Source organism: Streptomyces sp. NPDC003038 (assembly GCF_040611115.1).
Classification (GTDB): domain Bacteria; phylum Actinomycetota; class Actinomycetes; order Streptomycetales; family Streptomycetaceae; genus Streptomyces.
The window spans coordinates 12,387-38,155 of sequence record NZ_JBEXNN010000019.1 but is presented as its reverse complement, the minus strand read 5'-3'; the positions used below and the strand labels follow the sequence as shown (position 1 = coordinate 38,155).

The window sequence follows — 25,769 nt, the reverse complement described above, 5'->3', positions numbered from 1 at the left end:
GTAGGGCGTGTGGTCACAGGCCGGCGGCTTGGCGCAGCGCGTTCACGCGGTCGGTGCGTTCCCAGGTGAAGTCGGGCAGTTCGCGGCCGAAGTGTCCGTAGGCGGCGGTCTGGGCGTAGATGGGGCGGAGCAGGTCGAGGTCGCGGATGATCGCGGCCGGGCGGAGGTCGAAGACCTCGGTGATGGCCCGTTCGATCCGGTCGGTCGCCACGAGGGCGGTGCCGAAGGTCTCCACGAACAGGCCGACCGGTTCGGCCTTGCCGATGGCGTAGGCGACCTGGACCTCGCAGCGCGAGGCGAGTCCGGCGGCGACGACGTTCTTGGCGACCCAGCGCATCGCATAGGCGGCCGAGCGGTCCACCTTGGACGGGTCCTTGCCGGAGAAGGCGCCGCCGCCGTGGCGGGCCATCCCGCCGTAGGTGTCGATGATGATCTTGCGGCCGGTCAGGCCCGCATCACCCATGGGGCCACCGATCTCGAAGCGGCCCGTCGGGTTCACCAGCAGGCGGTAGCCTTCCGTCTCCAGCTTGATGCCGTCCGTCGCGAGCTCCCGGAGCACGTGTTCGACGACGAACTCGCGGATGTCGGGAGTGAGCAGCTTCTCCAGGTCGATGTCGGCCGCGTGTTGGGAGGAGACGACGACCGTGTCGAGCCGCACGGGTCGGCTGCCCCGGTATTCGATGGTGACCTGGGTTTTGCCGTCGGGCCGCAGGTAGGGGATCGACCCGTCGCGCCGGGCCGCGGAGAGGCGCCGGGACAGGCGATGGGCGACTTCGATGGGGAGCGGCATCAGGTTCGGCGTCTCGTCCGTGGCGTAGCCGAACATCAGGCCCTGGTCTCCCGCGCCCTGCCGGTCCAGCTGGTCACCTCCCGCACCGGCCGCGGCGCTCCCGGCGCGCGCTTCGAAGGCGGTGTCCACTCCCCGTGCGATGTCCGGTGACTGGGCGCCGAGGGAGACGGAGACACCACATGAGGCTCCGTCGAAGCCCTTGGCCGAGGAGTCGTAGCCGATGCCCAGAACGGTCTCGCGGACGAGCTGCGCGATCGGGGCGTACGCCTTCGTCGTCACCTCGCCCGCGATGTGCACGAGGCCGGTGGTGATCAGCGTCTCGACTGCGACGCGGGAGGCGGGGTCCTCGCGCAGCAGCGCGTCGAGGATCGTGTCGCTGATCTGGTCGGCGATCTTGTCGGGGTGGCCCTCGGTCACGGACTCCGAGGTGAACAGGCGTCGGGACATCACAATTCCTCCGGCGTTTCGGGGTGCGGTGCGGGCGCGGAGAGGGCGCGGGCGACCAGCGCCCACGCGGCGCCGGTGTAGGTGGTGGGATCGAGCAGGGCGTCCAGTTCCTCCGCGGTGAGGTACGGGGCCACCTCGGGCAGTCCGCGCAGTACCTGTGCCGGCGGGCGGTGTTCCCGGTCGGCGGTGAGTGATGCCTCGGACACCAGTTCCTTGGCGCGGGCCCGGCCCAGGCGCGGGGCCAGGGCGGCCACCAGGCGTTCGGTGGCCACCTCACCGGTGAGTGCGAGGTTGCGCAGCATCCGCTGCGGATGAGGTGTCAGGCCCCGGGCGAGCTCGGCGGCCGTCCATGCGGCGCCCCCGGTCAGGCGCAGGCACTCGCGCAGCAACAGCCATTCGGCGTGCCACACTCCCGCCGAACGCTCGTCCTCCGCAACGAGACACTGGGTCAGCCCACTGGCCAGCGACGGAACTTGAAGCGCAGCGCTGCGGATCAGCGTGGACAGCACCGGATTGCGCTTGTGGGGCATGGCGGACGAGCTGCCCCGGCCGGCCACGTGGGGCTCGGAGGCCTCGCCGATCTCCGTCCGGGTCAGCACCAGCACATCGACGGCGAACTTGCCGAAGACTCCCGCCGTGAAGGCGAGGGCGGACGCGGAGTCGGCGACCGGGGTACGCAGCGCGTGCCACGGCAGCACCGGTCGGGCCAGCCCCGTCTCGGCGGCGAAAGCGTCGACGAGCCGGTCCGCGTATCCCTCGTCATCGCGGCCGCCCGTCGCCTCCTCGCCCGCGTACTCCAGGTAGCCGGCCAAGGTCCCCGCCGCCCCTCCCAGCGCGACCGGCAGCGAGGCGCGCACGGCCGCGACCCGCGCCGCGGCGTCCAGCACGAGCTGTCGCCAGCCCGCCGCCTTCAGCCCCAAGGTGGTGGGCACAGCGTGCAGGGCGAGGGTGCGGCCCGCCATGACGGTGTCGATGTGCTCCTCGGCGAGTACGGCCAGAGCCTCGGCGGTGCGCAGCAGATCGGCGCCGATCAGGCCCAGCGCCCGGCCGCACACGAGCATCGCGCCCGTGTCCAGTACGTCCTGGCTGGTCGAACCCCGGTGCACATATGCGGCAGCTGCCGGATCCTCGGCCGCCACCACGTCGGTCAGGGCGCGTACGAGGCCGACCACAGGGTTGGCGGTCTCCCGCGCGGCCACGGCCAGGGCCCGCAGATCGAGCCGTTCGGCCCGGGCGGCGGCGGTGATGGCCTCGGCGGCCGCCACCGGGACGGTGCCCAGCCGTGCCTGCGAACGGGCAAGCGCCGCCTCCGCGTCGAGCATGGCCTGCAGCCATGCCGTCTCGCCGACGGCCTCCTCCACAGGAGCGCCCACCCGTACCGGCGAAAGCAGTCCCGCGTCGAGACCTCCGTCGAAGTCCGGGGCCGGAGGCGTCATGTCCGCGCCTCGAACAGCTCGCTGCCCGGCCGCGCCGGGGCCCGGGAGACCCCCCGCGACGGATCGAGGGCCAGCAGGGCCCTGGCGATGGAGTCCGAGTCGCCGAGGGTCACCGAGTTCACGCCCGGCCTGATCCCGGCAGCGGTCACCCAGTGCACGGCCTCGGTGGGCACGCCGTAGGCAAAACGACGCGGATGTGTGCGGCCGCGCACGTCCACGGTCCGGTAGGGCCGCTGGGTGACGGCCAGGCCGCCCGACTCGTAGGTGGTGCCGCAGCTGCCCTCCAGCCGGTACGGGGTGACCTGGCCGGTGTGCAGCAGCTGGCGCAGCAGGGCGTCCCCGGTCCGCCGCAGATCGGGTTCCGGCAGCCGCGCCTCGATCAGTACGGTCGCCCGTACGGGCTCCGCCGCCACGCTCCTGGACCGGGCGGCGAACGCGGTGGTCGGGCCGTGGGAGTCGATGACGACCTCCATGTCGGGGCCGAGGACTTCGACCACCCCGGCCTCGATCAACGCGCGCAGCTCCTCGATGCGTGAGACGGGAGGCCCGATCGAGAGGAACGCGTTCAGCGGCGTGTACCAGCCCTGCAGGTCGTCACGGTAGGAGTTGCCCTCCAGTCCGCCGTGGTCGACGGCCATCCGTATCTCGTTGCGCAGGTCGCGCAGTACATCCAGGGCCGCCTTGAGCGGGCCGCTGACATTGCCGGCCGCGGCCTCACGCATGTCCTGTGCCAGGTAGTCGAGGAGCCAGCGGCGAAAGTGCGCCCGATCGGTGAACCGGGTGCGGCCGGTGGGCCGGGCGAGCGCCTCCCAGTCCCAGTGGACGGCCGTCTCGATGCCGTGTGCCTCCAGCAGTTCGCGCTCCGCGGCTCCGGCCGCCGCCAGGTAGGCCTCGGCGAAGGCCCGGACTTGAGCGGGGGCCCGACCGCGGGAGACGAGCAGCGTTTCGTAGTAGACGCTCTCCACCTCTTTGGCGATCAGCGGCCACAGGTGAGTGGAGAAGTGCACCCGCTCGCCGCGCCGCGTCCGGCGCCGCAGCACGCGGATCGCCTCCAGGTCCAGGAGTCTCGGCTGGTACCGGCCGTGGGCGCCCTTCTCGTTCTCGCCGCGCGCGTGGTACGGGATGCCGCGCCGCGACCCGGCGTAGACGCGCGGCTCCCGCCCGGACGGCAGGTAGACGAGCCGCCCCTCACGCCGGACGAAGGTGCCGCCCCGGCCCTGGGTGAGCAGCGCCATCTGGTCGAAGAAGTTCAGGCCCAGTCCCCGGATCAGCACGGGCCGGCCCGCCTTGACGAGGGAAAGGTCCAAGTCGGCCGGATTGGCCGGAAGGAAGTGCGTCAGCCCGTGCGCCGCCGCGGCCCGTGACCACTCGGCCTCCTTCACCGACGGCAGCCCCGGCACGTGGCCCTGGGCCAGCACGACCGCGTCCAGGCCCGCCAGGCGGGTCCCGTCCGCGAGGGTGAGCGTCTGCGGCCCCCCTGGCACGGGCCCGTCGTCCTCCAGCGCCACCGCGCGGGAGCGATGCTCGACGATGGCACAGTGGGCAGGCGCTTCCTCCTTCACTCTGCGGAAGACGTCTTTCAGATACCGCCCGTAGAAGGCCCGGGTCGGATACGCGTCCCGGCCCAGTCGGCGCGCCTCCGTCCGCGTCGCGTCGTCGAACGAGGCGGACTCGTCGGCCCGCACTACGGTGGCAGCCCACTCGTACAGGCTCGGTCCGGGCTCCACGGGCCCGTCCATCTCCACCGTTCCGTCGGTGAACACCGTCACTTGCGAGGCGACGGTGTTCATCAGCAGCAGCCGCGACTGTTCCGTGCGCCATACCCGGCCGGCCCCCGGCGGATACGGGTCCACGAGGTGGATGACGACCGAACCGTGCGAGGCGGACTTGCGTTCGTTCGCGCAGATCCGCTCCAGGACCGACAAGCCGCGGGGACCGGCCCCGACGACACAGACTTCCAGCACTGTGGTGCCGCTCATGCCGCCTCCCTCGCCCCGGACCGCCCCGAGCCGTTCAGTTGTGCCACGAGTTCGCCCGGGTGGGTGGGCAGCCTGTTGCCGCGCCAGGCCACATGCTGGTCGGGGCGGATCAGCACGAGGTCGCGCTCGTAGAGGTCCCGGGCATCCGGAACGTCGACGTCCAGCACGGTCAGCGGCATACCGAGTCCTGCGGCCGCCGCCTCCAGCGGCTTGCTGTCCGGAGCACCTCCACCGAGGCGCAGCAGGGTCCAGCCGCTGCCGAACCGGTCGAACAGCGAACTGCCCTGGCCGTGCCACTCGTCCAGCCAGAGGTGCGGTGCGCGGCCTCCGGGAACGCTGGAGGGGGTGTAGGTGCCCCAGGAGTCCGCCGGCGCGTCCCCGCCCTCGGCGACGATCGGCGAGCCGTCGTAGCGGGCCCCCAGCTGCACGCCGAGGGAGTGCGTGCGCTCCCCGTAGTCGCGCAGCAGGTCTCCCACCCGGGCCCGGTCCGCGTCTGCGGCCGGGCCGTGCTCCTCCAGCGACGGCGGGCGGTTGATGGAGCCGAGCCCCGCGTTCAGCTCGCGCGCCGCGGCGGTGTTGCGCAGGGCCACCGGACGCCTCTCCGTCTCGTATGTGCCGAGCAGCCCGGGCCCTCCCCAGCCCTGCAGGACGGCGGCCAGTTTCCACGCCAGGTTGGCGGCGTCGTCGATGCCCGTGTTCATCCCGAACCCGCCGTTGGGCGTGAACAGGTGCGCGGCGTCCCCGGCGAGCAGGACCCGGCCGATGGTGAAGCGCTGCGCCACCAGGGCCGCGCCCGGGGTCCACGGCCGGTTGCCGAGGACCTCGACGGGCAGCGGGGTGCCGGCCGCCCGGCGCACCAGGTCGGTGAGACGGCCGGTGTCGGTCTCGTCCGGGTCCAGGGAGCTGGTGAGCAGGAAGAACTCGTCCTCGCCGTTGAGTGCGATCAGGTTCATCACCAGCTCGCTGTTGAGCGCCCAGTAGCTCCAGGCGCGCGGGCCGGTCATGACGTCCTTGTGGAAGGTGGGCAGCCGCAGGTGGGCCGCGGTGGCCCGGCGGCCCAGGACCTCCTGGTCGAGTGAGCCGGGGCCTTCGTAGTGCACGCCCAGGGAGCGGCGTACGAAGCTGCGCCCGCCGTCGCACCCCACGGCGTACCGCGCCCTGGTGTGCCCGATCCGGCCGTCGGTGTCCTCGGTGCGCAGGATCACCTGGGCCCTGTCCTGCCGCAGGCCGGTGATGCTCCTGCCGAGTCGCAGGGTGATGTTCGGTCGGGTGCGGACATGCTCGTACAGGAACCGCTCGACGTACATCTGGTTGGCACGGTGGACCGGCTCCGGTGTCTGGTCCGTGGCCGGTGCCGCCGCCGTCTGCCGCATCCGCAGGCTCCGGGACGCCAGCGGCAGCCGGGCCAGCTCGTGTGCTCCGTAGCGGGTGAAGTAGGTGATGTCCGCGGGATGTCGGGCCGGAAGTCCGAGTCGGCGGATCGGCGCCGAGATTCCCAGGCGGCGGTAATGCTCCATGGTCCGGGCGTTGTGCGTGTTCCCGCGTGGTTCGCCGTACGGGTGGCACGCGGCGTCGAACACCGTGGAGCGCACACCGTGCCGGTCGAGGAAGAGCGCGAGCATCAGACCGACCGGTCCCCCGCCGACGATCGCGACGGGCGTGCGCGGGGAGGGGGCCTTCATCTAGCGCCGCCCCCTTGCGCCCGCACGCGTTGTCGAGGCCGTCACCGCGCAAGCGCGCGGGCGACGGCCGAGCGCGGTCAGCAGTGCCTCCTCAAGCTTCTCGGAGGGCTCGGCACACGTCGACAACTGACGCATTGCCACAAAACCGTCGGGGCGGACCAGGATCGCGCCGTTCTCGTCGTGGCCGCGCAGTCGCCGCCACTCCCCGTCGGCGTCGTACAGGTCCCCCTCGGCACCGACCGCGTACGCGTCGATCCGAACACCGTGGCGGCGCGCCAGCAGGTCGGCGGCCTCCACCCACACGTTGCCCCGCGCTCCGCACAACACCAGGAACGACCCGGGCGCCGCGTGCAGTTGGTGCGTGGCGACGCGCCTGCCGCCCTGGCGCAGCCAGGCATGCGGCAGCCGGCAGCCGGGCCGGGCGCTCTGCGGGTAGCGCAGGCCCAGCGGGTCCGCCGGCGAGGCCGGGGTTCCGTCGGGAGTGACGCAGCCGGAGCCGGCGTAGTCGTAACCCATTTCCAGGCCCAGGTGCGCGGTCGTGATGCGATTGGTGTCGAAGTACTCGCGCAGCACGGCCCGCCGGGTCTCGCCGTCCGGTGTGTCCGAGAAGAGTGCGGTCATCTGCGCGCGGTTCCACGCCGGGTGGGCCCCTTGCACCACACCGGTGCCGGCGGTGAACGCGATCTGGTTGAAGAGCGAGAACAGCGCGCGCTCCACGACGCGGACGGCAACGGGGCGCCGCTCGGGATCGTAGCTGTCCAGCAGGGCCTCGTCCGCCTGGCCTCCGAGGACCAGCGCCAGCTTCCACGCCAGGTTATGGGCGTCCTGGACCGCGGTGTTCAGCCCCAGCGCCCCCGAGGGCGGGTGCCGGTGCGCGGCGTCCCCGACCAGGAAGACCCGGCCCGAACGGAAGCGCTGAGCGATGGTGCCCTCCACCGGCCAGCGGCTGATGCTCTCGACCTCCATGGGATGGTCGTCCGGCAGTTTGAGCGTACCGCGCACCATCTTGACGATCGTCTCGTCGTCGAGCTCGGCGGCGCCCTGGGCGCCCGGCGGCCGCGAGAACATCAGCGTCCACTCCTCGGAGTGACGGCCCCAGCGGCGCGGTCCCATGGGCACCACCCCGCAGTGCTCCAGCGTGCCCTCGTCCGACAGGCTGGACACCCGGTTGACGACGGCGTCGTCGTACGGGATGAAAGACGAGAAGTCCGCCCGTACATGGAGGTTGATCCACTCGAGGAACGTCGGGGTGCCCTCCATCGGGACCCCTCGCAGTCGCCCGATCGTCTTGCCGCCGTCCGCGGCGATCACGTAGGAGCTGCGCACGCTGAAGGTGTCGCCGTTGTCGCGGTCCAGCACGGTCGCGGTGACCCCTGCCTCGTCCTCCGCGAGATCCAGCAGCTCGTGGTGGAAGAGCAGGCCGCCAGGCGCGCGCGCCTCGGCGTGACGGCGCAGCAGCGGTTCCAGCCACCGCTGGCCCAGATTGGCGTGCGGCTGCGCGGAAGCCCTCGCGTAGCGCTCGGCCAGCTCGCCGCCGCCGAACGCGCTCGTGCGGTGGAGCACCTTCCGGTCGTACGGCTCGTTCCCGCCGAGGCTGGACAGCCATACCATCGCCCCGCAGTTCTCGGGGGGCGCTCCCTCGCGGTAGATGTCCGCGGCCACCTTGAGGTGCTCGAATATCTCCATCGTCCTGGCGTTGAGGATGTGTGCCTTGGGCTGGACGGACGTCGAGGGATGTCGTTCCACCAGGAGCGATTCGATGCCGAGATCGGACAGTGCCAGGGAGGACGTGAGCCCGGAGCCTCCGCCGCCGACGATCAGCACGGGCACATGGCGGTCGGCCGCACCGGGCCGAGTGAATGCGTTCATCGTTCTTCCTTTGCCGGTGCGGCGACCAGCAGGCTGGTCTCCAGGGCGAGTTCGTGGACGTATTCCAGCCGGAGCCCGGCGTCGTCCAGCAGCGTCCGGTAGCCGTCGAGCGTGCGTTCCCTGCCGCCCGCGGCCATCAGGAGGTGCAGGTCCCACAGCAGCGGCAGCAGAGCCGTGCCCTCGGTGGGAATGACGCGCTCCACGATCAGCAGTCGGGCCGAGTCCGGCATCGCCGCCCGGATCGAGGACAGCAGCCGCACGCTGTGGGCGTCGTCCCAGTCCTGCAGGACCCGTGACAACAGGTAGACGTCGCCGTCCCCGGGTACCTTCTCGAAGGCGTCCCCGCCGACCGTGCGGTGCCGGCCGGGCCCTAGCGTGCTCATCAGGTGCTCCTCGGCGACCGGCACGACGTGCGGTAGGTCGAACAGCACCCCGTGCAGACCGGGGTGAGCGCGGAGGACCGTGGAGAGCAGCATGCCGCCGCCGCCCGCGACATCGACGACGGTGCGGGCGGACCCGAAGTCGTAGGCTTCGAGGACGTCATGGAAGAACACGTTTCCGGCGTTCATCGCCCGCTGGAACTTGGCGGCGGCCCGGGCATCGGCCGCCATGTGCCCGCGCAGCGTGGTGCCGAAGGCGTGCTCGAAGCCGGAGGTTCCGGTACGGACCGCGGGCACGACGGCGCCCCAGGCGCGGTGGAACTCCTCGCCGTAGATCACCGCCATGTCCCGCATCGAGCGCTCGTGGTGCGTGCGCAGCAGATCGCTCACGTCGGTCAGCCGGTAGCCCTCGGCGCCGCCGCCCGTGAAGACTCCCATGGCGGTCAGCAGGCGCATCAGGCGTTCGATGCCGTCCGTTCCGGAGCCGGTCGCCTCGGCCAGCTCCGCGGTCGTGGTACGGCCGGCGTGGATGTGGTCGGGAATGTCGAGTACGGCGGCCGCGTGGAGCGCCTGTGCCTGCCAGGCGCCGGTGAGGAGGTCCACCACGCGACGCGCGGGATGCCCGTCGGCCATGTGTCGGAGCCTTTCGGTGTCGGTTCGTTCTCGGAAGTCGTCGGTCCGCGGACCCGGCAGGCCGGGCCGGGGCTACTCGGAGTGCGCCGCGGCGGCCGGCGGCGCCGACCGGAGCGGCGCGGCGTGGTCATGCGCCACTCCGGGCCCGGCCGGCCGGCGCAGGATGTCGCCGTGCCGTTCGCGCAGTTCGCGCTTGAGGACCTTGCCGGTCGGCCCGACGGGGAGCCCCCCACGGTCCACCGCGACCACCAGCGCGGCGAGCGGGGCCAGCCCCTTGCGGACCAACGCCACATTGCACTGGTCGAGGAGGCAGTTCGGGGAGCGCTCCACCCCGTCGCGGAACAGCACCACGGCGACGGGCAGGGACTTCCCCGGGTGGGCCGGGTCGTCGACGGCGACGACAGCCGTGTCGAGCGCCTGCGTCGTCAGCAGGACCGACTCCTCCAGCGGGAGACTGTGGACGGTTCCCCCGGCGGTCCTGATCACGTCCGGCGTGCGGTCCAGGTGGTACCAGCGCCCGTCGGCGTCCCGCCGGACGACGTCGCCGGTCAGGAAGTAACCGTTGCGTACGGACTCCCGCCCCAGGGTCGGGTCGTCCCAGTAGCCCGGCGTCACGCTGGGCGTGCGCACGCCCAGCAGCCCCGGCTCACCGTCCGGCACCGGGTTGCCCTGCTCGTCGAGGACGGCCGCGTCACGCGCGACCTTGACGGGACGGCCGATGAGCCGGCCGTATTCGGCGGTCTCCGGGGTGTAGACGGTGCGGAAGAGGACCATGCCCATCTCGGAGGAGCCCAGTCCGTCGACGTACCGGGAGCCCGCCCGTCGTCGGCGCCCTTCCCGCCGGATGCCGAGCGAGGTCAGCGGGCGGATGTGCCGTTCGTGCGAGGCGTCCCCCATCCCGTTCCAGGAATGGATCGACTGCGCCGCGTACGGGGTGATGTGGGCAACGTCGATCTCGGCCAGGGTCAGCGGGAAGCCCAGGACGAACGTGGGGCGGAAACGGTTGATCGCCCGTGCCACCGATACCCCGTTCGCGCCGTCCAGGACCAGCGTGGGAATCCCCAACAGGAGCGCCATGCTCAGGTAGCTGATGCCCGCCGAGTGGCTGTGCGGCAGGGCGGTGAGCATGCGGTCGGAGCGCAGCGAGGGGAAGGTCCACAGCCGCTCCCGCTTGCCGTCGAAGAACGAGCTGTGCGTGAAGACGGGGGCCTTGGGCCGCCCGGTGGTCCCGGAGGAATGCGAGATCATCACCAGGTCGTCGCTCTGGTGCGCGTGGGGGAACCCGGGCATCACGCCCGAGGGGCGCCGTGCGGTCTCGTCGAGCCGGCGGATGTCCTCGGTCAGGATGTTCTTGTGCGAGGCGCCGCCGCTCCTGTCCCAGACGCCGGCGCACCCTGCCAGCAGGTCGCCGTCTGCGACCAGGACCGTCGTGCGTGTGCGTCGGAAGTATTCGGCGGCGGTCTCCGTGGCCATGTTGGGATTGCAGTGCACGGCGACCGCACCGAGGCTGGTGATGGCGATGTGGTGCAGCAGGCCGTACAGGCCGTTGCGGGTGTAGACACCGACGTGCGTCTGGGGCAGCACGCCGTGGGTGCGGTACCAATGCGCGTATCGGATCACGATGATCCGTATGTCGTTGAGGGAGTACGCGGGCAGTTCACCCTCATCCCAGGTCTCGGATGTGACATCGGGATGGAAGAGCAGCGGTCGGTCCCGGTCGGTGGCGACCTGCCAGGCGTGCCAGAAGAAGTTGCCGGCGCCCAGCCGCGGGTCGAGCGTCAAACGCAGGCGCTGTGCGGCAGACCGCTGGGTCCTGAAAATGTGCATGACTGTGCCTCTCTCATCCTTCGGCGGTCGATGGCGGTGCCCTGGAGGTCGCGGTCGCCGCCTTCGGTCGGGCGGCCGCTCGGCGAGGGCCGCGCGCGTGAAGGGGAGCGCCGGGCGCGTGAAGGGGAGCCGGCGCGTGAGGGGGAGCGTCGCGCCGCTGCGTTGACACACCGCGGGACGCGTGGCCGGTCTCGTCGCTGTGGACCGGGCAGGAGGACTCGGCAAGGGCCGTGCGCGCCGAACGCCTTTGGCTACGGGTGGTCCACACCTGCGTACCGGAGGGACCCATCGGCCGGCCGCCGATCACACTCACCGCCCGTGTCCTCCCCGGCCCCGTCCCGGCGGAGGCGACCTGTTCCTCGGGGCTCAGCGGCGGGAGCGGTACCCGGCGGGTCCTTGGGGCCGCACACCGGATGCCCGCTCCCGCCGCGGACTCACTTCTCCAGGCAGAATTCGCTGATCGGGTAGCCCACGTGCCGGTCTTCGACGGGCAGGTAGCCGAGCACCTTGTCTCCGGGCTTCAGCTCGGTGCTGTTGAGCACCGTGCCGCCCGGGCCGAGCACCCGTACGTGCCAGTCGTCCTGGAGGATCAGATTGGCGGTGCGTCCGCCGGGACCCACGGCATCGATCGAGATCAGCGGGCGGCTCTCGATCTTGACGCGGCCGACGGTGACCAGCCGGGTCTTGCCGTGGATGTCCACCGCGGTGATCTTGATGCCGGCCTTGAGCTCACTCAGGTAGTTGGTCCGCTCGTTCTGGCCGAGCGTGTACGAGTGAATGGCTCCGGCGTTGACCCGGAAGGGGCGAGTGGGCATGTACGGCAGGGGATGCGTTTCACTGACGCACAGGATCATCCCCTTGGAGGTTGATCCGACCAGGATGCCCTCGTCCTCGCGGAAGTACGTGGCGGTGTCCACACACGCCCGGTCGCCCATGCCCACGTGCGCGGTGGCGGTGATCTCGAGCTCGACGAGCTCCACGTCCGCGACGCCCGCCTCGGCGGCACGCCGCAGGGCGGTGGCGTCACCGACGGCGGCCGGCGCCATCAGTACACCGTCCGAACCGAGTTCCAGAACCCCGAAGATGATCTCTGCCTCCTCCACGTCCTGGGCGACGGTGACCAGGCTGCCCTCGGCTTTGGCCCCGGCGGCGATCACTATCTCCAGCGGGATCTTGGTCGGGTCGCGGAAGTACAACACGCTCCATCGGTCGGTCCGGGCCGACTGACAGGCATCCTCCAGAGTGTCCGCGTCGATGATCTCGACGTACCGGCCGAACTCCACCTCTGGGTGGCGCAGCGCCAGTTCGGCAGGATCGCCGTGCTTGGCCGGTTCGACGATGACGACGTCGGCGGATCCGAAGTCCTCGGGGAGCGTCTGCCCCTGGGGGAAGAGAACCTTGCGAACGGTAGGGGGTAAGCCGGCGAGGTCGGCGACGTCGTCGGTGAGGATGCCGTCCACACGCGCGTGGATCGACTCCTCCACGACCGCGTCCTTCGCCGATCCGACCGAACGGATGTCAATCCAGCTGAGCTTCACAGAACACCTGCCATTCGCGAGGAAGAGGTGGAAACGAGGGGGCGGCCGGAGCCGTGCAGGATCTCGGCCAGCTCCAGGACGGTCGCGCGGGGGTCGGGGGAGCCGAACACCCGTCGTCCGACCGCCAGTCCGCTGCAGCCGACGGAGAGCGCCGAGGCCGCGAAATCGGCGAGGCTCACAGTGCCGTCGCCGCCGCCTGCCACGATGATCGGTAGGGGCGAACTCTCGACGACGTCGGCCATGCGCTCGGCCGGCGCGGCGAACACCGTCTTGACGATGTCCACGCCGAGGTCGGCGGCGATGTTGACGACGTGGGAGAGGAGTACGGGATCGTAGGGGTCGGTGACCCGGGGGCCGCGCGGATAGATCATGGCCAGCAGCGGCATGCCCCAGCGGTCGCAGGCGGCCGCGACCGCGCCCAGGTCCGCCAGTTGTTCGGCTTCGGTGTCCGAGCCGATGTTCACGTGCACACTCACCGCGTCGGCGCCGAGTCGAATGGCGTCCTCGACGTCCCCGACCAGCACCTTCGCGTTGACGTCCGGACCGTGGGCGGTGCTGGCGCTCAGGTGTACCAGCACGGAACAGCCCGCCAGGGTTTCGGGATCGATCGCCCGCGCCCGGCCCTTGTGGACGACGATGCCGTCGGCGCCGCCGGCGACGACGTCGCGGATCAGTGCGTCGAACGCACCGGCGGTGGTGATCGGGCCGTCGGATACCGAGTGGTCGAGCGGGACGAAGAGGTAGCGTCCGTCGCCATGGCCGGACAGCCTGGCCAGTCGCAGTGATTTTCCGGTGGAGGACGTTCTCGTCATCGGGCACTCCCTTGTGCGACAGATGCGGCATGGTACGGCCGGACCAGTGGTCGGCCGGTCGGTCCTACGCCTTCTTGCGGACGAGCGTCACTCCGTCGCCGATCGACAGGATGACCGCCTCCACGCGCGGGTCCGCGGCAACGTGCGCGTTGAACTCGCGCATCGTGGCGCCCTCGCCCTCGGGGTCGTCGACCACGGTCGAGAACCACAGGACGTTGTCGACGAGGATCGCGCCGCCGGGGCGCATGCGCGGTACGAGTTCCTCGTAGTACGCGACGTAGCTCTGCTTGTCCGCGTCGATGAACGCCAGGTCCCAGTCGGGATCCGCCGGTAGGGAGCGCAGCGTGTCCAGGGCCGGACCGAGACGCAGCTCGATCCGGTCGGCGACGCCGGCCTCCTTCCAGGCATCCTGCGCGATGGCCGTCCACTCCTCGTTCACGTCGCAGGTGAGGAGGTGACCGTCGCCGGGGAGCCCTTTGGCGATGCTCATCGCCGAGTAGCCGGTGAATGTGCCAATCTCGATGGCCTTGCGCGCCGACATCAGCTGCGTGAGAAGCGTGAAGAACGTGCCCTGTGGAGTTCCTATCTGCATGCGCGAACGTTCACCGACCGTGGCTGTTCTGTTCATCAGGCTGCGCTGCGCATCATCGACCGGAAGACTGTTCTCGACGATGTATTCGTACAGTGCCTCGGGTACCAATTTCGGCCTCATGGGAGGAGCCTCGCAGCGTCCGCACCAGAACCGCCACAGAAACAATACAGAGAACGGGAACCATGACTTCCGAGCAATCGCCGAAAAGGAGGGGGCGGCAAAAGCCGCCCCCTCCTTTTCGGGTGCCGGGATACCCGGGCATCCGACCCGCTGCCCGCCTGTCGCCGGGCCGTCAGTAGTGCCAGGCCGCCACCTCGTCGGGCAGCGGCTCCAGCTCGGCGATCTCACTGGGCTTGCGGTCCATGTACTCCGGATTGCAGCCTTGATAGCCGAGCAGCCGGGCCACCGGCGCAAGCGCACCGAACAGCAGGCGCTGTACCGGCCAGGCCGGGGATGTGAAGCGCAGGACGTCCTCGAACTCCAAGGTGGTGACCGCCTGCTGGAGCAGGTGCGGCATACCCTCCGGCGAGGTCTTGCCGTCCTGCGCGAGACCGAACAGCTGGCGCAGTACCAGCTGTTCGAAGCGGTCCGCCCCACCCCGCAGCTCGCATATGTGGCGGGACTCGTCCCCGCCCGCGTTCCACCAGCGGTGCTTGACGCCGGCCGGGATCAGAATGCTCTGTCCCGACCGGTCCAACACCACCTCGCGCCCGTCGATCGAGAAGGCGACGCGCCCGCGGACCAGCGTGAACCGTTCCTCACTCCGGGGGTGGACATGTGATCCGGACACGGCTCCGCCCGGTTGCACATACACGTCCATGACCGTTCGCCGCCCGCCCGTCTCCGCAGCGGGTGTTCTGATCACCACACGTTCCCGGCACCGTGGGTTCTCGTAGACCTCTCCCTGGCTGACGGCCATGCCGGACCTCCCCTTCATGACGACGAGCCCGTCGCCCTCGACAGTTCAGAGTCGCGCACCGCCGCTCACATCGATGACCTGACCGGTGATCCAGCGGGCCTCGTCGGACGCCAGGAAGGCCACGACGTCGGCGACGTCGGCCGGCTGTCCCACCCTGCCCAGGGCGGCCTGTTCGGAGACGAGCCGCGCCGCTTCGGAGTTCCCGCGCAGCCAGCCCGCGTTGACGTCGGTGTCCAACGTTCCGGGCGATACCGCGTTCACCGTGATGCCGCGCCCACCGAGTTCCTGCGCGGCGGTGAGCGTCAGCGTGTCCATCGCCCCCTTGGTCAGACCGTAGGCCACGACTTGAGGGAATGCCATACGTGTGACGGCTGAGGACACATTAATGATGCGGGCGCCGGCGCGCAATCTCTGGAGCCCATGCTGGATCAGAAAGAACGGAGTTCTTATGTTGACCGCGAACATGCGCTCGTAGTCTTCCGGTTTCGTCTCGGCGAGCGTCGCCTGAACGGACGTTGCCGCATTATTCACCAGGATGTCGACTCCTGGTTCGGAGCGCAACGCGGCGATTCCCTTGTCGAATCCCGCCCACAGCTGCTCGGCGGCGTCCGGCGCGGAGAATTCGGCCTGGACCGCGAATGCCGTGCCACCCGCCGCGCGGATGCCGTCGACCACCTCGCTGGCCGCGTCCGCAGCCGACGCGTAGTGCACCGCCACGAGGGCCCCCTCCGCCGCCAGCCGCTCGGCCGTCGCCCGGCCGACCCCCCGGCTGGCTCCGGTGACCACCGCCACCTTGCCGTCCAACCCCCTCATCACGCACCGCCCTTGGCATCGGCGCCGGCCGTGCGGCCCCGGCCCAGGAACAGCCACACGAGGGCCGCGGACGCCAGCAGGAACAGGGCGTTGACCAGCACACCCGCCTGCAGCCCACCCAGCACGGCATCGGTCGCCGAGCCCGTTTTCTCCAGTGCGGAGGTCCGCGCCGAGATCACGGCGCTCACCACCGGGATGCCGAGCGTGATCGCGATCTGCATGCTCATCGTGGTCAGGCCGTTGGCCAGACCCTGTTCCTCGTCCGGCAGCCCCGAGGTTGCCGTCACCATGTACGACACCAGGCTGTACGCGTGGCCGAAGAAGCCGACAGCCAGCGCGACGAGGACCAGCACCACACCCGCGTTGCCGTCGTTCAGCCACAGCAGCACCGCGTACCCGACGGACTGGACCACCAGCGACAGGGCCAGCACCGCGGGGGCTCCGATCCGGGCCAGCAGTCGCGGCGCGATCGTGCCGCCGATGATGGTGAGGATGCCGGGCAGACCGATCACCACACCCGTGGTGAAGGCGGAGAAACCCAGTACCTTCTGCATGTACAGCGTCGTGGTGAACGAGATCGCGGTCGCCATGGCGATGGAGGCGAAGCCGCCGAAGTTGCCCCAGCGGACGGTACGCCTCTTCAGCACCCGGACCGGGGCGAGCGGGTTCGGGCTCTTCAGCTCGATGAACCAGAAGGCCACCAGCAGCACGACGGCTGCCGCCAGCCAGATGTACACACTCGGCTCAGCCCAGCCCTGGTGGCCGGCCGTCGTGATGCCGAAGACCAGCGCGAGCAGACCGCCGGAGACGGTGACCGCACCGGGCACGTCAAGCCGGGTGCGTCCGTCCGCCCGGCCCTGGCTCTCGGGAAGGACCATGAGGGTGCCGATCAGCACGAGCAGGGCCACCGGCACATTGATGAGGAAGGACCAGCGCCAGCTGAACAGTTCGGTCAGCGCGCCACCGAGCAGGGCGCCGGCACTGAACCCGCCGCCCAGCAGGGCGCCGTTCAGCCCCAGCGCCCGCTGCCGGAGCGGCCCTTCGGGGAACGTCGTGGTCAGCAGGGAAAGCGCGGAGGGCACCGAGATGGCCGTCGCCACACCCTGCGCCACGCGAGCGGCCACGAGCACCGTGGAAGACTGCGCCAGCCCACCCACGAGCGAGGCGGCGGCGAGCAGCACGATGCCCAGCAGGAACATCTTGCGCCGCCCGAACAAGTCGCCGATGCGGCCGAACAGCAAGGTGAACCCCGCCGCGGGCAGGGCGAACCCCGTGGTGATCCACTGCAGGCTGTCCAGGGAGAAGCCCAGCGAGTCACCGATCACCGGCATGGAGACGGTCAAGATGGAGAAATCGGCGGCGAGCATGAACTGGGCGCCCAGCAGTACCGCCAAGGCCAGTTTCTGCTGACCCGTCATGCGTTCCGGCGCAGCCGCTGACGCGGCTCGTGCGCCTGTCATCTCCTCCAGGTCGGACATTGCTTTCCCTTCACTTCGTGAGCCAGTTTCCTGGCCTGCGGAAGGTGGAACACCGGTCGTCCCACTCGGGTTGCACCGGAGACGGACCCGGACGCCCGTGCAACCCTCCGGCACACCGTGGTGTTCTGATCAGTGATGGAAGACATGGCCGAGCAGGTGACCGAGCGCCTGGCGATGGACCTCGACGACGGCTTCACGGAGCTGGTGCGGGTCCACGCCACGGCGGTCCGTGCGTTCCTGTTCCGGGTCACCGGATCCGCCACGGAAGCGGACGACCTGGGGCAGGACACGTTCCTGCGCGCTTACACGGCGCTGCAGGGCTACTCCCCCCAGCGGCGCCGCGACCTGCGGCCGAGAGCCTGGCTGATGACCATCGCAGCCAACACCTGGCGCAACCACGTCCGTACCAGCGTGCGCCGCCCGGTGTCCGCCACGGCCGTCGAGGACGCTTGCCAGGCCTGGCCGGACGGCAGTCCCGGCCCGGAGGAGCGTGCCTCGACGGCCGAGGACCGCCGACGCCTGGTAGCGGCTCTGACCGAGTTACCGGAGAACCCCCGGGTCGCGGTCGTGCTCCGACACGTCGTCGGTCTGAGTTACGTGGAGATAGCCGAGACCCAGGGATGCCCCGTCGGAACGGTAAAGGCGCAGGTGTCGCGTGGTATCGGTAGCCTTCGTCAGCTGATGGAGGCCGACCCGCCCACGAGGGAGGTGTTGAAGTGAGTACGAACGACGAGGGCTCCCCCTCCTCGCAGCACGATTTGGAGAGAGCGCTGGCCGATCTCACCACTCCCGCTCCGGTGGACTTCGGGCTCCGGGTGCTGCGGCACGTGGGCGTCTCCCGGGACCGCTACGACCAGTACGTGCGCATGGAGACGGATGCCGGGGGCCTCTATGTGGCCTTCAGCCCCTCGGCCATCACCGGCTCCACGCTGGAGACGATGGTCGTCAGCGCCGAGATGTTCGAGGAGGTCCACTGGTGCCGGACCCGGCGGACGGCGGTCCGCGCCATGACCCCCTTCCCGGGCCTGCGCCCCGCCCTGCGCACCGGCAGGGCGAAGTCCCTGCCGATCGACGTGGGCGGCCTGGAAGAGCGACAGCGCACCGTGCTGGATGCCGTACGGACCGTTCCCCGAGGACAGCTTCGCCCGATCAGCTGGATCGCCCGCGAGGCCGGTGTCGCAACCGACGCCGAAGCAGTGGTCCTCGGCGCACTGACCGCCAATCCGGCGACGCTGCTCATCCCCTGCCACCGGATCACGTATGAGGACGGCTCGCCCTGTGACGCCGCGTACCTGCCCGGCACCGGCCGCGCGCTGCGGGCAGCCGAGAGCATCGACATGGAACGGCTCGCCGCGCTGGCGCAGCGGGGAGCGGTTCTCCTGGGCAGCGACACCACCCACATCTACTGCCATCCCACCTGTGCTCACGCCCGCCGCATCACCCCGCCGCACCAGCGGCCGTTCCCCAGCGCCTCCGAGGCCCGCCGGGCGGGCTACCGCGCCTGCCGCAGCTGCAGGCCCGTCACCGCCTGAAGTACACGCGCCCCACACCACCGGAAGGACCACACCCATGCCCCCCGCCGATCCGCTCCGTACGGACGGCGCCGCCATCGTCAGCCATCCGACCCCGCTCGGCACGCTGACCCTGGCGGCGACCGACGATGCTCTCGTGTACTGCGCCTACGACACGCCGGGGGCCGTCCGCGCTCGCCTGGCCGCGCTCGCGCCGGCCTCGGATCCGGGTACCGCGGCTCCGCCCCGGGAGGTCATCCTCGACCAGGCCCGTAAGCAGCTCGACGCGTACCTCGGCGGAAGGCTGCGGGAGTTCTCGCTCCCCCTGGACCTGCGCCTGGCCACCCCCTTCGCCCGCGAGACCGTCTCGGCGCTGACGGACTTCGTCCCGTACGGCACCACCGGCACCTACGGAGACCTTGCCCGGCACCTCGGGCGCCCCGGGGCCGCCAGGGCGGTCGGCACGGCGCTGGGCTCCAACCCCCTGTGCGTCGTCGTCCCCTGCCACCGCATCGTCGGGGCCTCGGGCCGCTTCACCGGGTACGCGGGCGGAGCCGCGGCCAAGCAGTACCTGCTCGATCTGGAGGCCGGCTGACGCCGGCGCCAGCGGCCTTGAGGCCGCCCATGAGCGAGGCCGGCGGCCACATCCCCCGCGTCGTCGGCCTCCCTGCCGGCCGCCGCCCGCGCAGACGCGCGGGCGGCGGCCGGCGCCCTGATGCAACCCTTCTCCACGCTCCGGTGTTCGGCTCTGTGGGACCGGTCCCGACACGTGAGGAGTGTGCATCCGTCATGCGCGACATACTCGATGGCACGTCTGGTTGGTGGGGAGAGGAACTGCTCGCGCAGCACCCCCCGGACAGCGTCTGGGCCCAGGCCGGCCACGAGGTGACCTACAAACACCTGCGCACCCAGACGCTCAGGCTCCAAGGACTGTTCCAAGCCCACGGCATTCGGCCCGGCGCCACCGTGGCCCTGCACGGCACCCCCAGCTTTTCCCAGTTGTGGTCGGTATTCGCCCTGTGGTCGATCGGCGCCCAGGTCATGCTGATGGGCCGGGAGATACGCGGCCGCGAGCTCGGCCGGCTCCTCGATCGCTGCCGGCCGCAGTTCTACGTTTCCTTCGGCTCGGCCGGTCACCCTCTGCGCACCTTCCACGACGAGTGCGAAATCCTCGTGCTCCGCATGCGCGGGGGCACCCGAGCCACCACCGACCACTGCCTGGTCCACTTCACCTCCGGCAGTACCGGGTTCGCCAAGCCCGTCGGACGCACAGAACCGTCCCTGCTCGCCGAACTCGATGTCTTCCGCCGCATCGGCGGCATGCCGGAGGCCGGCTCGCGCGTGCTTGTCCTCGGCTCGATCGCGCACTCCTTCAACCTGGTCGGCGGCCTGCTGCACAACATGAACGTCGGTGCCACCACCGTCTTCCCGACCCGCAACGGCCGACCGGCCGCGCTCCGCACCGCCATCCGCTCAGGAGCCGACACCATCCTCGGCACGACCGGGCACTTCACGGAACTCGCCCTTGCGGAGCGCCCGGTGCGGATACCGAGCCTGCACCGCGCGATCTCTGGCGGTGACCGGCTCGACGACCGGGTGCACGCCCGGTTCACGCAGCGCTACGGAGTACGCATCGGCCAGGCGTACGGCACCACAGAGACCGGCATCGTGGCCGCCGACCCCACGGGCTGGTACGGCCCGGGCACGGTGGGGATGGTCGTTCCGGGAGCGCAGGTGCGCCTCGTGGGCGGCGAGCTGCAGGTGCGCCTGGCGCGCAACCCCTACCTCGCCGAGGAATCGCCGCCAGGGCGCTTCCTCGCCGACGGGCCCTCAGACGGCCCCGGCTGGCTGTGCACCCGCGACCGGGCCGTGTTCGATCCGGGCAGCGGCGCCTTGCGGATCCTCGGCCGGATCGACCCCTTCGCGGACCGGAACAGCCTGACCCGGGGACCCGACCGCGTCCTGCTGCTGGACCGGACGGCCGAGCGCGCCCTCACCCGCAGCGGACGTCCCTGTGAGTGAGCCACACCCCCATCGACGGCAACCGGTGAACCACGAAGGGTGTTCTTCTCGTCAGAGGAGTCCATTCCGTTCGTGACCTGGAGGCCTGGTGACGATGCCAGTTCGAGGAAGAGGACCGCGGTCGACGAAGCCGCCGGCCCCCTACACCACCGGCGTCATCGTGCCCGCCGACGGGGGACACGGGGCTGTCTGGTCGAGATCACAGGCGTTGAGGATTCGGTGCTGCAACTGCTGTAGCGGGGCGCCGGGTTCGATACCCAGTTCCGAGACCAGATTCAGCCGCAGCCGACTGAATACCTGTAGCGCCCGCGCCCGGGACCCGGTGATGTCCAAAACACGCATGTACTGGTAGTGCAACCCCTCGTGGAGAGGGTTTTCGGACACCGACACCGCCAGGTCGGAAAGAGCTTCGTGATAGTGGCCCACGTTGATTCGGGCCTCCGAGAGAATCTCTATAACTCCCAGCCTGGATTCCTCCAGCTGCAGCCTTTGAGATTCGAGAACAGGTCCGGTCAAGGTATCCACGAATGCAGGCCCGCGCCAGATGGCGAGGGCCCGCGATAATAAGTCGATGCCCTCGGCCAAAGCGCCCTCACGTATGGCTTTTCGACCACTGTCCGCCAGTTCCAGATAAAATCGGTAATCAAATTGCCCGGCCCCGTCATTGAAGGTGTATCCGCCCGGCCGCGTGATGAGCAGCTCGCGGGCCACCACCCGTACGGGAACCCTGGCGACCTGGGATAACACCTTGCGCGACTGCAACGCGTACGTCTGGATGTTCCGCAATGCGCTCACGGGCGGAGAGTCGCCCCACACTTCCCGGACCAGGGAGGAGACGGGAATTATCCTGCCTGAGTTTGCCAGCAGAAGGGCAAGGACGGTGCGAGGCTTCGGGGCCAGTTCGATGTATTCAGTCGGCGCTTCGGTCGATATGAGAAGAGGGCCTAATACTCCGAATTCCATTCAGACTCCAAGGCAAGCCATCGCAAGTCGCCGAATGTGCGCCAGGACCGTTCGAGGGGGTGGCGGTGAATGTGGACAAAATCGACTTGTGCGACTTGTCGGATGCTAAAACATCCTACATCAAGCCAACAACGCACTGTCAAGCAGTGGCCGACAATCATCCGTGCCTCAAAAAAATTGGTTGCAATTCTTCTGCGGAGCACGAAAACAGCCCTCCCCGCGTTGTCACCGGCCGGCGGGCCACATGTCGGCAGGGGGGAACTCATGGGCGTGCGGGCGCCGGCCTCCGCACCCGGTTCGACTGGTGTTGCAGTGATAGGGTCGTGTGCTTCATACCAGTCGATGGAGACCTCCGCGACGCTAACCCTGGACGTCCGTTCGAGTCAACCGGTGTTGGACGCCGCGACCACACGGACCGCATCTCAGTACGCGGGTAAGGTTCGCGTTCGATGATGGAGGCGCGGCGCATGACCAACTCTGAGAGCAGGCCTGCCAACAGCCTGTCCCACAAGTTGAACCACTTGTTCACCAGCACGACCCCCGCTGGTCGCGGCCCTTACACAGCCGAGGAAGTCGCACGTGCGATCACCGCGGCCGGTGTCCCCATTTCCGGCAGCTACATCTGGCTGCTGCGCAAGGGCCAGCGCGACAACCCGACCCTGCGGCACGTGGAAGGCCTGGCCAGGTTCTTCGGCGTTCCACCCGCCTACTTCTTCGACGACCAGGTGACCGAAACGGTCAATGCCGAGCTGGCCCTTCTCATGGCCATGCGGGATGCCCAGGTCCAGCGGGTCGCCCTGCGGACGGCCGGGCTCTCACAGCGGAGCCTGCGGTCCATCAACGAAGTGATCGAACGCGTCCGCGAGCTGGAGGGACTCTCCGAGAACCCGCTGGAAGGGCACGATGAACCCGGCGACCGCTGAAGAGAAATCACCCCTCCGGGAACCCTTGACAGATGCCGGACTGGCTCAAACCTGCTTGTAGTGCCGCAGAACGCTGTGCTGAGATGAAGTCCTTGACGATCGCTCAGGGAGCTCAGGATGAACGCCAGCACAGCACCCGCTACCGACGCTCCGTGATCGTAGTGCGCTGGCGATCAAGACCCGGTGCCCCGTTCTCCGACCCCCTGAATGAACGCTGCCAGGAGCGTGTCCGCAGCCTCGGCCTGCCGCCCGGCAAGAACCTGACGATCGGTGAGATCTGCGAGCACATCAGCGGTCTGCGCGAGCGACCGGTACAGGTCGTTTCCATCGCTCTTCCTCCCGCCGGCCCACATGGGCTGTGGGTGTCCACCGAGACCAGCGATTACATCTTCGCGGAAGAACGGCTCGTTCCCGTTCACCAGCAGCAAGTGATCCTCCATGAGATCGGCCATGTCGTGTGCGACCACGAGGCCTCGCCCGTCCTGACGACGGAGGCCTCGCGGCTACTGCTGCCCTCACTCGACCCGGGGCTGGTACGTCGCGTCATGGGCCGCGACCACGGCGACTCCGAGGCCGAGATCGAGGCCGAGATGGTGGGCTCGCTGATCGGCCGGCTCATCAGCACATGGAAGGTGCAGCGCACGTGGGAGGTGCCGCCCGAAGCCCAGGCGATCGCCGAGAGACTGGCCTCCCTCGAATCGCCAAGGTCCGGGAGGCGCATTGAATAGCCTGCTCTATCCTCTCTGTTCGGCTGTGGCTCTGCTCGCGCTGCTCTACAAGGCGCGAGTCCTGAGGACGGATCGCTCGGTCCCGCAGGTCGCCCTAGTCGCCAACTTCTTCTTTCTCTTCGTCATCTTCACCGTCTCCACACCGTCCGTGTGGGTGGCCGCCAGTGAACTCGTCGGGATCGAGAACTTCTCAGGGCTCTTGACCCAGAGTTGCGTCGTCATCATGACCGCCTGCCAGCAGCTGGTGCTTCTCCACTTCAGCTACGGACCAAAGATCGCGCGGCGCAAGGCGATACCCCGGGTCCTGGCCCTGGGGCTGGTGCTGGTCACGATGGCGGTGCTGTTCTTCGGGGCGGCGGCCGGCGGCGAGGCGCCGAACGACTTCGCCGTCACCCGCGCGCAGTTCACACCGGCCTACCTTGCTGTCTACCTTGCCGCTTTCACAGCGAACCAGGTGGAGATCGGCGTGATGGGCTGGCGATATTCCAAGATCGCACCGTCCCCATGGCTGCGTCGCGGACTGCGCATGGTGGCCTCCACCCTTCCCTTCGCGCTCATCTACACGGGCGTGCGAACCGCCGACATCGTCGCGGCGCAGCTCGGATCGACCGGGCGCCCGTGGGAGCCGGCCGCACAGCTGGGCGTGGCCATCGCCGTCATTGTCCAGACCATCGGGTGGATCCTGCCCGACTGGGGCCCGCACATCACGTCCCTGCGGGACCGGCTGAGGTATCGACGCGCCTTCCGCGTCCTGAACTCCCTCCACCGCAACCTCACCGAGCAGGTGCCGGAGCCGGTCATCCCCGTCACCCCCGCCCTGGACCTGCGGACCCGCCTTTACCGCATGGTGATCGAGATCCGCGATGCCCAGTGGGCCCTGCGTACATGGATGGATGCGGACATCGCCCGTATCGCCCGTCAGGAGGCCGAACAGGCCGGCTTGCGGGGTGAAAAGTTGGCGGCCGTGGTGGAAGCCGCGCAGCTCAGGGGCGCAATCGAGGCCAAGCGCCGCAACCACCCGCCCAAGCGGCCGCCGGAGACGCCCATGGCCGCCGCACCCGGTGACCTCGCCGCCGAACTCGTCTTCCAGCAAAGACTGGCCCGGGCCATGTCCTCGCCCATCGCCGGACGATCCGCCGACCGCACCTCAGCCTCAAGCACACCACGCAAGGGACCCGCATGCCCCTGAAAACCGGAGCGACAGCACTCCCCCGTCCGTTCGAAGGCTCGTTCCAGGCCGATCCGTACAAGGTCTACGCCCAGCTGCGCGAGGCCGGATCCGTGCACCGCGTCGCGCTGCCGGATGGCTCGCCGGTGTGGCTGGTGACCCATGAAGCCGATGTCCGACAGGGGCTCGTCGACCCGCGCCTGTCCGTCAACAAGAGGCACTCCGGATCCGGTTTCAAGGGCTTCTCCCTGCCTCCGGCGCTGGACGCGAACCTGCTGAACATCGACGCGGACGACCACCTGCGGCTGCGCCGGCTCGTGTCCCAGGGATTCACCCCCCGCCGCGTCCAGGCTCTGCGCAGTTGCGTCCAGGCCGCGGTGGACACCCTCGTCGACCAGCTCGCCGAGCGCGTGGAAGCCGACGGCCGGGCCGACGTGGTCACGAAGTTCGCGCGCCCTCTGCCCCTGAAGGTCATCGGCGATCTCCTCGCCGTACCCGGGGGGGGGAGCAGGCACAGTTCTCCGAATGGGTTGCCACCATGCTCGCGCCGGCCTCCCGCGAGGAGCTCACGGCCGCGATCGACCACATCCACCGCTTCCTCGTCAGCCTCGTGGCCCGGCGGCGCGCCCGTCCCGGTGATGACGTGCTGTCGGACCTGATCGCGGCACGAGACGCGCAGGACCGGCTCACCGAGAACGAACTCGTCTCGCTCGCCTTCCTCCTCCTCATGGCAGGAAGCGAGAACGTCCAGCACATGCTCAGCAACGGTCTCCTGACGCTCCTCACCCACCCCCGGCAATGGGCGAGGCTGCGCGCCCGTCCGGATCTGCTGCCGCAGGCGGTGGAGGAGCTTCTCCGCCATTCCCACCCCAACCACACCGCCATCCGGCGGTTCACGACCGAGGCCGTCGAGATCGGTAGCGTCTCGATCCCCGCAGGCGACACGGTGCTGTTCGCACTCGCTTCGGCCCATCGGGATCCGGCCCGGTACCCCGCCCCCGACCGGTTCGACATTGACCGGGCGGACAAGGCCCACCTCACTCTCGGCCACGGAATCCACTACTGCCTCGGGGCGCCTCTGGCACGGATGCAGATCAGCCTCGCACTCGGCACACTGCTCAGCCGGCTGCCCCGCGTCCGGCTCGCGTCCCCCGTGGATCAGCTCCCCTGGACCACCACCTTCAGGTTCCACGCCCTGCAAGCACTTCCGGTAACGGTCCAGGACACCGGCCCCTGACCCATGCGGAAGCTGCCCCCGG

Annotated in this window: 23 protein-coding genes; 9 read left to right on the top strand and 14 right to left on the bottom strand. The window is 69.8% G+C overall.

What is annotated here, in order from left to right; translation table 11 throughout:
* Positions 1–13 precede the first annotated feature (13 nt).
* From metK to ABZX75_RS22755, 13 genes are all read right to left on the bottom strand, one after another.
* Positions 14–1,237 (bottom strand): methionine adenosyltransferase, encoded by a 1,224-nt coding sequence (metK, locus tag ABZX75_RS22815; protein ID WP_355413338.1) that lies wholly within the window; start codon positions 1,235–1,237, stop codon positions 14–16.
* On the bottom strand, positions 1,237–2,673 hold the full coding sequence (locus ABZX75_RS22810; RefSeq protein WP_355413336.1) for a lyase family protein: 1,437 nt from the start codon (positions 2,671–2,673) through the stop codon (positions 1,237–1,239). The genes metK and ABZX75_RS22810 overlap by 1 nt, the downstream gene beginning before the upstream one ends.
* Positions 2,670–4,652 (bottom strand): FAD/NAD(P)-binding protein, encoded by a 1,983-nt coding sequence (locus tag ABZX75_RS22805; protein ID WP_355413334.1) that lies wholly within the window; start codon positions 4,650–4,652, stop codon positions 2,670–2,672. Before ABZX75_RS22805 ends, ABZX75_RS22810 begins: the two co-directional genes overlap by 4 nt.
* Positions 4,649–6,334 carry an FAD-dependent monooxygenase gene (locus ABZX75_RS22800; RefSeq protein ID WP_355413332.1) on the bottom strand — a complete coding sequence of 562 codons (1,686 nt, stop codon included), beginning with the start codon at positions 6,332–6,334 and terminating at the stop codon, positions 4,649–4,651. The genes ABZX75_RS22805 and ABZX75_RS22800 overlap by 4 nt, the downstream gene beginning before the upstream one ends.
* Positions 6,335–8,203, bottom strand: a complete 1,869-nt coding sequence (locus ABZX75_RS22795) for an FAD-dependent monooxygenase (protein WP_355413330.1) — start codon at positions 8,201–8,203, stop codon at positions 6,335–6,337. It abuts the gene before it with no gap.
* Positions 8,200–9,216, bottom strand: a complete 1,017-nt coding sequence (locus ABZX75_RS22790) for a methyltransferase (protein WP_355413328.1) — start codon at positions 9,214–9,216, stop codon at positions 8,200–8,202. Before ABZX75_RS22790 ends, ABZX75_RS22795 begins: the two co-directional genes overlap by 4 nt.
* A gap of 72 nt (positions 9,217–9,288) precedes the next feature.
* Positions 9,289–11,043 (bottom strand): class I adenylate-forming enzyme family protein, encoded by a 1,755-nt coding sequence (locus ABZX75_RS22785; RefSeq protein WP_355413326.1) that lies wholly within the window; start codon positions 11,041–11,043, stop codon positions 9,289–9,291.
* A gap of 434 nt (positions 11,044–11,477) precedes the next feature.
* Positions 11,478–12,581 carry a 3-dehydroquinate synthase II family protein gene (locus ABZX75_RS22780; RefSeq protein WP_355413324.1) on the bottom strand — a complete coding sequence of 368 codons (1,104 nt, stop codon included), beginning with the start codon at positions 12,579–12,581 and terminating at the stop codon, positions 11,478–11,480.
* The gene (locus ABZX75_RS22775) at positions 12,578–13,393 is read right to left on the bottom strand and encodes a 2-amino-3,7-dideoxy-D-threo-hept-6-ulosonate synthase (protein ID WP_355413322.1); all 816 of its coding nucleotides are present in this window, start codon (positions 13,391–13,393) and stop codon (positions 12,578–12,580) included. Before ABZX75_RS22775 ends, ABZX75_RS22780 begins: the two co-directional genes overlap by 4 nt.
* 64 nt (positions 13,394–13,457) lie before the next feature.
* A complete protein-coding gene (locus tag ABZX75_RS22770) occupies positions 13,458–14,105 on the bottom strand; it encodes a class I SAM-dependent methyltransferase (RefSeq protein WP_355413320.1) in 648 nt (215 codons plus the stop codon).
* Between the two features lie 172 nt (positions 14,106–14,277).
* The gene (locus tag ABZX75_RS22765) at positions 14,278–14,805 is read right to left on the bottom strand and encodes a cupin domain-containing protein (protein ID WP_355413487.1); all 528 of its coding nucleotides are present in this window, start codon (positions 14,803–14,805) and stop codon (positions 14,278–14,280) included.
* A 144-nt stretch (positions 14,806–14,949) separates the two neighbouring features.
* The gene (locus ABZX75_RS22760; protein ID WP_355413318.1) at positions 14,950–15,717 is read right to left on the bottom strand and encodes an SDR family oxidoreductase; all 768 of its coding nucleotides are present in this window, start codon (positions 15,715–15,717) and stop codon (positions 14,950–14,952) included.
* Complete coding sequence (locus ABZX75_RS22755; protein ID WP_355413316.1) at positions 15,717–17,135, bottom strand: MFS transporter; 1,419 nt, start codon at positions 17,133–17,135, stop codon at positions 15,717–15,719. Before ABZX75_RS22755 ends, ABZX75_RS22760 begins: the two co-directional genes overlap by 1 nt.
* 204 nt (positions 17,136–17,339) lie before the next feature.
* Here ABZX75_RS22755 and ABZX75_RS22750 point away from each other — a divergent pair, with 204 nt between their 5' ends.
* The 4 genes from ABZX75_RS22750 to ABZX75_RS22735 all read left to right on the top strand — a co-directional run bounded on the left by ABZX75_RS22750 (position 17,340) and on the right by ABZX75_RS22735 (position 20,728).
* Positions 17,340–17,915, top strand: coding sequence for an RNA polymerase sigma factor (locus ABZX75_RS22750; RefSeq protein WP_355413314.1), 576 nt, complete (start codon positions 17,340–17,342; stop codon positions 17,913–17,915).
* On the top strand, positions 17,912–18,727 hold the full coding sequence (locus ABZX75_RS22745) for an MGMT family protein (RefSeq protein WP_355413312.1): 816 nt from the start codon (positions 17,912–17,914) through the stop codon (positions 18,725–18,727). Before ABZX75_RS22750 ends, ABZX75_RS22745 begins: the two co-directional genes overlap by 4 nt.
* A 37-nt stretch (positions 18,728–18,764) precedes the next feature.
* On the top strand, positions 18,765–19,301 hold the full coding sequence (locus ABZX75_RS22740; RefSeq protein ID WP_355413310.1) for a methylated-DNA--[protein]-cysteine S-methyltransferase: 537 nt from the start codon (positions 18,765–18,767) through the stop codon (positions 19,299–19,301).
* Positions 19,302–19,495: 194 nt separating this feature from the next.
* The gene (locus ABZX75_RS22735; RefSeq protein ID WP_355413308.1) at positions 19,496–20,728 is read left to right on the top strand and encodes an AMP-binding protein; all 1,233 of its coding nucleotides are present in this window, start codon (positions 19,496–19,498) and stop codon (positions 20,726–20,728) included.
* Between the two features lie 141 nt (positions 20,729–20,869).
* Here the strand turns inward: ABZX75_RS22735 and ABZX75_RS22730 are convergent, their stop codons facing one another.
* Positions 20,870–21,691, bottom strand: coding sequence for an AfsR/SARP family transcriptional regulator (locus ABZX75_RS22730; protein ID WP_355413306.1), 822 nt, complete (start codon positions 21,689–21,691; stop codon positions 20,870–20,872).
* A gap of 467 nt (positions 21,692–22,158) precedes the next feature.
* Between ABZX75_RS22730 and ABZX75_RS22725 the strand changes: the two genes are divergently transcribed.
* From ABZX75_RS22725 to ABZX75_RS22705, 5 genes are read left to right on the top strand one after another with little or no spacing between them, the layout of a single operon-like run.
* Positions 22,159–22,614: a helix-turn-helix domain-containing protein gene (locus tag ABZX75_RS22725; RefSeq protein ID WP_355413304.1), complete on the top strand. Its 456-nt coding sequence runs from the start codon at positions 22,159–22,161 to the stop codon at positions 22,612–22,614.
* A 32-nt stretch (positions 22,615–22,646) separates the two neighbouring features.
* Entirely contained in the window at positions 22,647–23,342 is a 696-nt protein-coding gene (locus tag ABZX75_RS22720; protein WP_355413302.1) for a hypothetical protein, read from the top strand.
* Positions 23,343–23,367: 25 nt separating this feature from the next.
* Entirely contained in the window at positions 23,368–24,531 is a 1,164-nt protein-coding gene (locus ABZX75_RS22715) for an MAB_1171c family putative transporter (RefSeq protein ID WP_355413300.1), read from the top strand.
* A complete protein-coding gene (locus ABZX75_RS22710; RefSeq protein WP_355413298.1) occupies positions 24,522–25,169 on the top strand; it encodes a hypothetical protein in 648 nt (215 codons plus the stop codon). The genes ABZX75_RS22715 and ABZX75_RS22710 overlap by 10 nt, the downstream gene beginning before the upstream one ends.
* Positions 25,121–25,747, top strand: a complete 627-nt coding sequence (locus tag ABZX75_RS22705; RefSeq protein WP_355413485.1) for a cytochrome P450 — start codon at positions 25,121–25,123, stop codon at positions 25,745–25,747. The genes ABZX75_RS22710 and ABZX75_RS22705 overlap by 49 nt, the downstream gene beginning before the upstream one ends.
* Positions 25,748–25,769 lie beyond the last annotated feature (22 nt).

Bases quoted from the DNA above. Each gene is read 5' to 3' on its own strand.
- ABZX75_RS22810 (WP_355413336.1), bottom strand. From the start codon at position 2,673: ATGACGCCTCCGGCCCCGGACTTCGACGGAGGTCTCGACGCGGGACTG.
- ABZX75_RS22710 (WP_355413298.1), top strand. From the start codon at position 24,522: ATGCCCCTGAAAACCGGAGCGACAGCACTCCCCCGTCCGTTCGAAGGC.
- ABZX75_RS22740 (WP_355413310.1), top strand. From the start codon at position 18,765: ATGCCCCCCGCCGATCCGCTCCGTACGGACGGCGCCGCCATCGTCAGC.
- ABZX75_RS22735 (WP_355413308.1), top strand. From the start codon at position 19,496: ATGCGCGACATACTCGATGGCACGTCTGGTTGGTGGGGAGAGGAACTG.
- ABZX75_RS22775 (WP_355413322.1), bottom strand. From the start codon at position 13,393: ATGACGAGAACGTCCTCCACCGGAAAATCACTGCGACTGGCCAGGCTG.
- ABZX75_RS22755 (WP_355413316.1), bottom strand. From the start codon at position 17,135: ATGACGGGTCAGCAGAAACTGGCCTTGGCGGTACTGCTGGGCGCCCAG.
- metK (WP_355413338.1), bottom strand. From the start codon at position 1,237: ATGTCCCGACGCCTGTTCACCTCGGAGTCCGTGACCGAGGGCCACCCC.
- ABZX75_RS22750 (WP_355413314.1), top strand. From the start codon at position 17,340: ATGGCCGAGCAGGTGACCGAGCGCCTGGCGATGGACCTCGACGACGGC.
- ABZX75_RS22770 (WP_355413320.1), bottom strand. From the start codon at position 14,105: ATGAGGCCGAAATTGGTACCCGAGGCACTGTACGAATACATCGTCGAG.
- ABZX75_RS22805 (WP_355413334.1), bottom strand. From the start codon at position 4,652: ATGAGCGGCACCACAGTGCTGGAAGTCTGTGTCGTCGGGGCCGGTCCC.
- ABZX75_RS22725 (WP_355413304.1), top strand. From the start codon at position 22,159: ATGACCAACTCTGAGAGCAGGCCTGCCAACAGCCTGTCCCACAAGTTG.
- ABZX75_RS22785 (WP_355413326.1), bottom strand. From the start codon at position 11,043: ATGCACATTTTCAGGACCCAGCGGTCTGCCGCACAGCGCCTGCGTTTG.
- ABZX75_RS22765 (WP_355413487.1), bottom strand. From the start codon at position 14,805: ATGGACGTGTATGTGCAACCGGGCGGAGCCGTGTCCGGATCACATGTC.
- ABZX75_RS22730 (WP_355413306.1), bottom strand. From the start codon at position 21,691: ATGGAATTCGGAGTATTAGGCCCTCTTCTCATATCGACCGAAGCGCCG.
- ABZX75_RS22720 (WP_355413302.1), top strand. From the start codon at position 22,647: ATGCCGGACTGGCTCAAACCTGCTTGTAGTGCCGCAGAACGCTGTGCT.
- ABZX75_RS22800 (WP_355413332.1), bottom strand. From the start codon at position 6,334: ATGAAGGCCCCCTCCCCGCGCACGCCCGTCGCGATCGTCGGCGGGGGA.
- ABZX75_RS22790 (WP_355413328.1), bottom strand. From the start codon at position 9,216: ATGGCCGACGGGCATCCCGCGCGTCGCGTGGTGGACCTCCTCACCGGC.
- ABZX75_RS22760 (WP_355413318.1), bottom strand. From the start codon at position 15,717: ATGAGGGGGTTGGACGGCAAGGTGGCGGTGGTCACCGGAGCCAGCCGG.
- ABZX75_RS22795 (WP_355413330.1), bottom strand. From the start codon at position 8,203: ATGAACGCATTCACTCGGCCCGGTGCGGCCGACCGCCATGTGCCCGTG.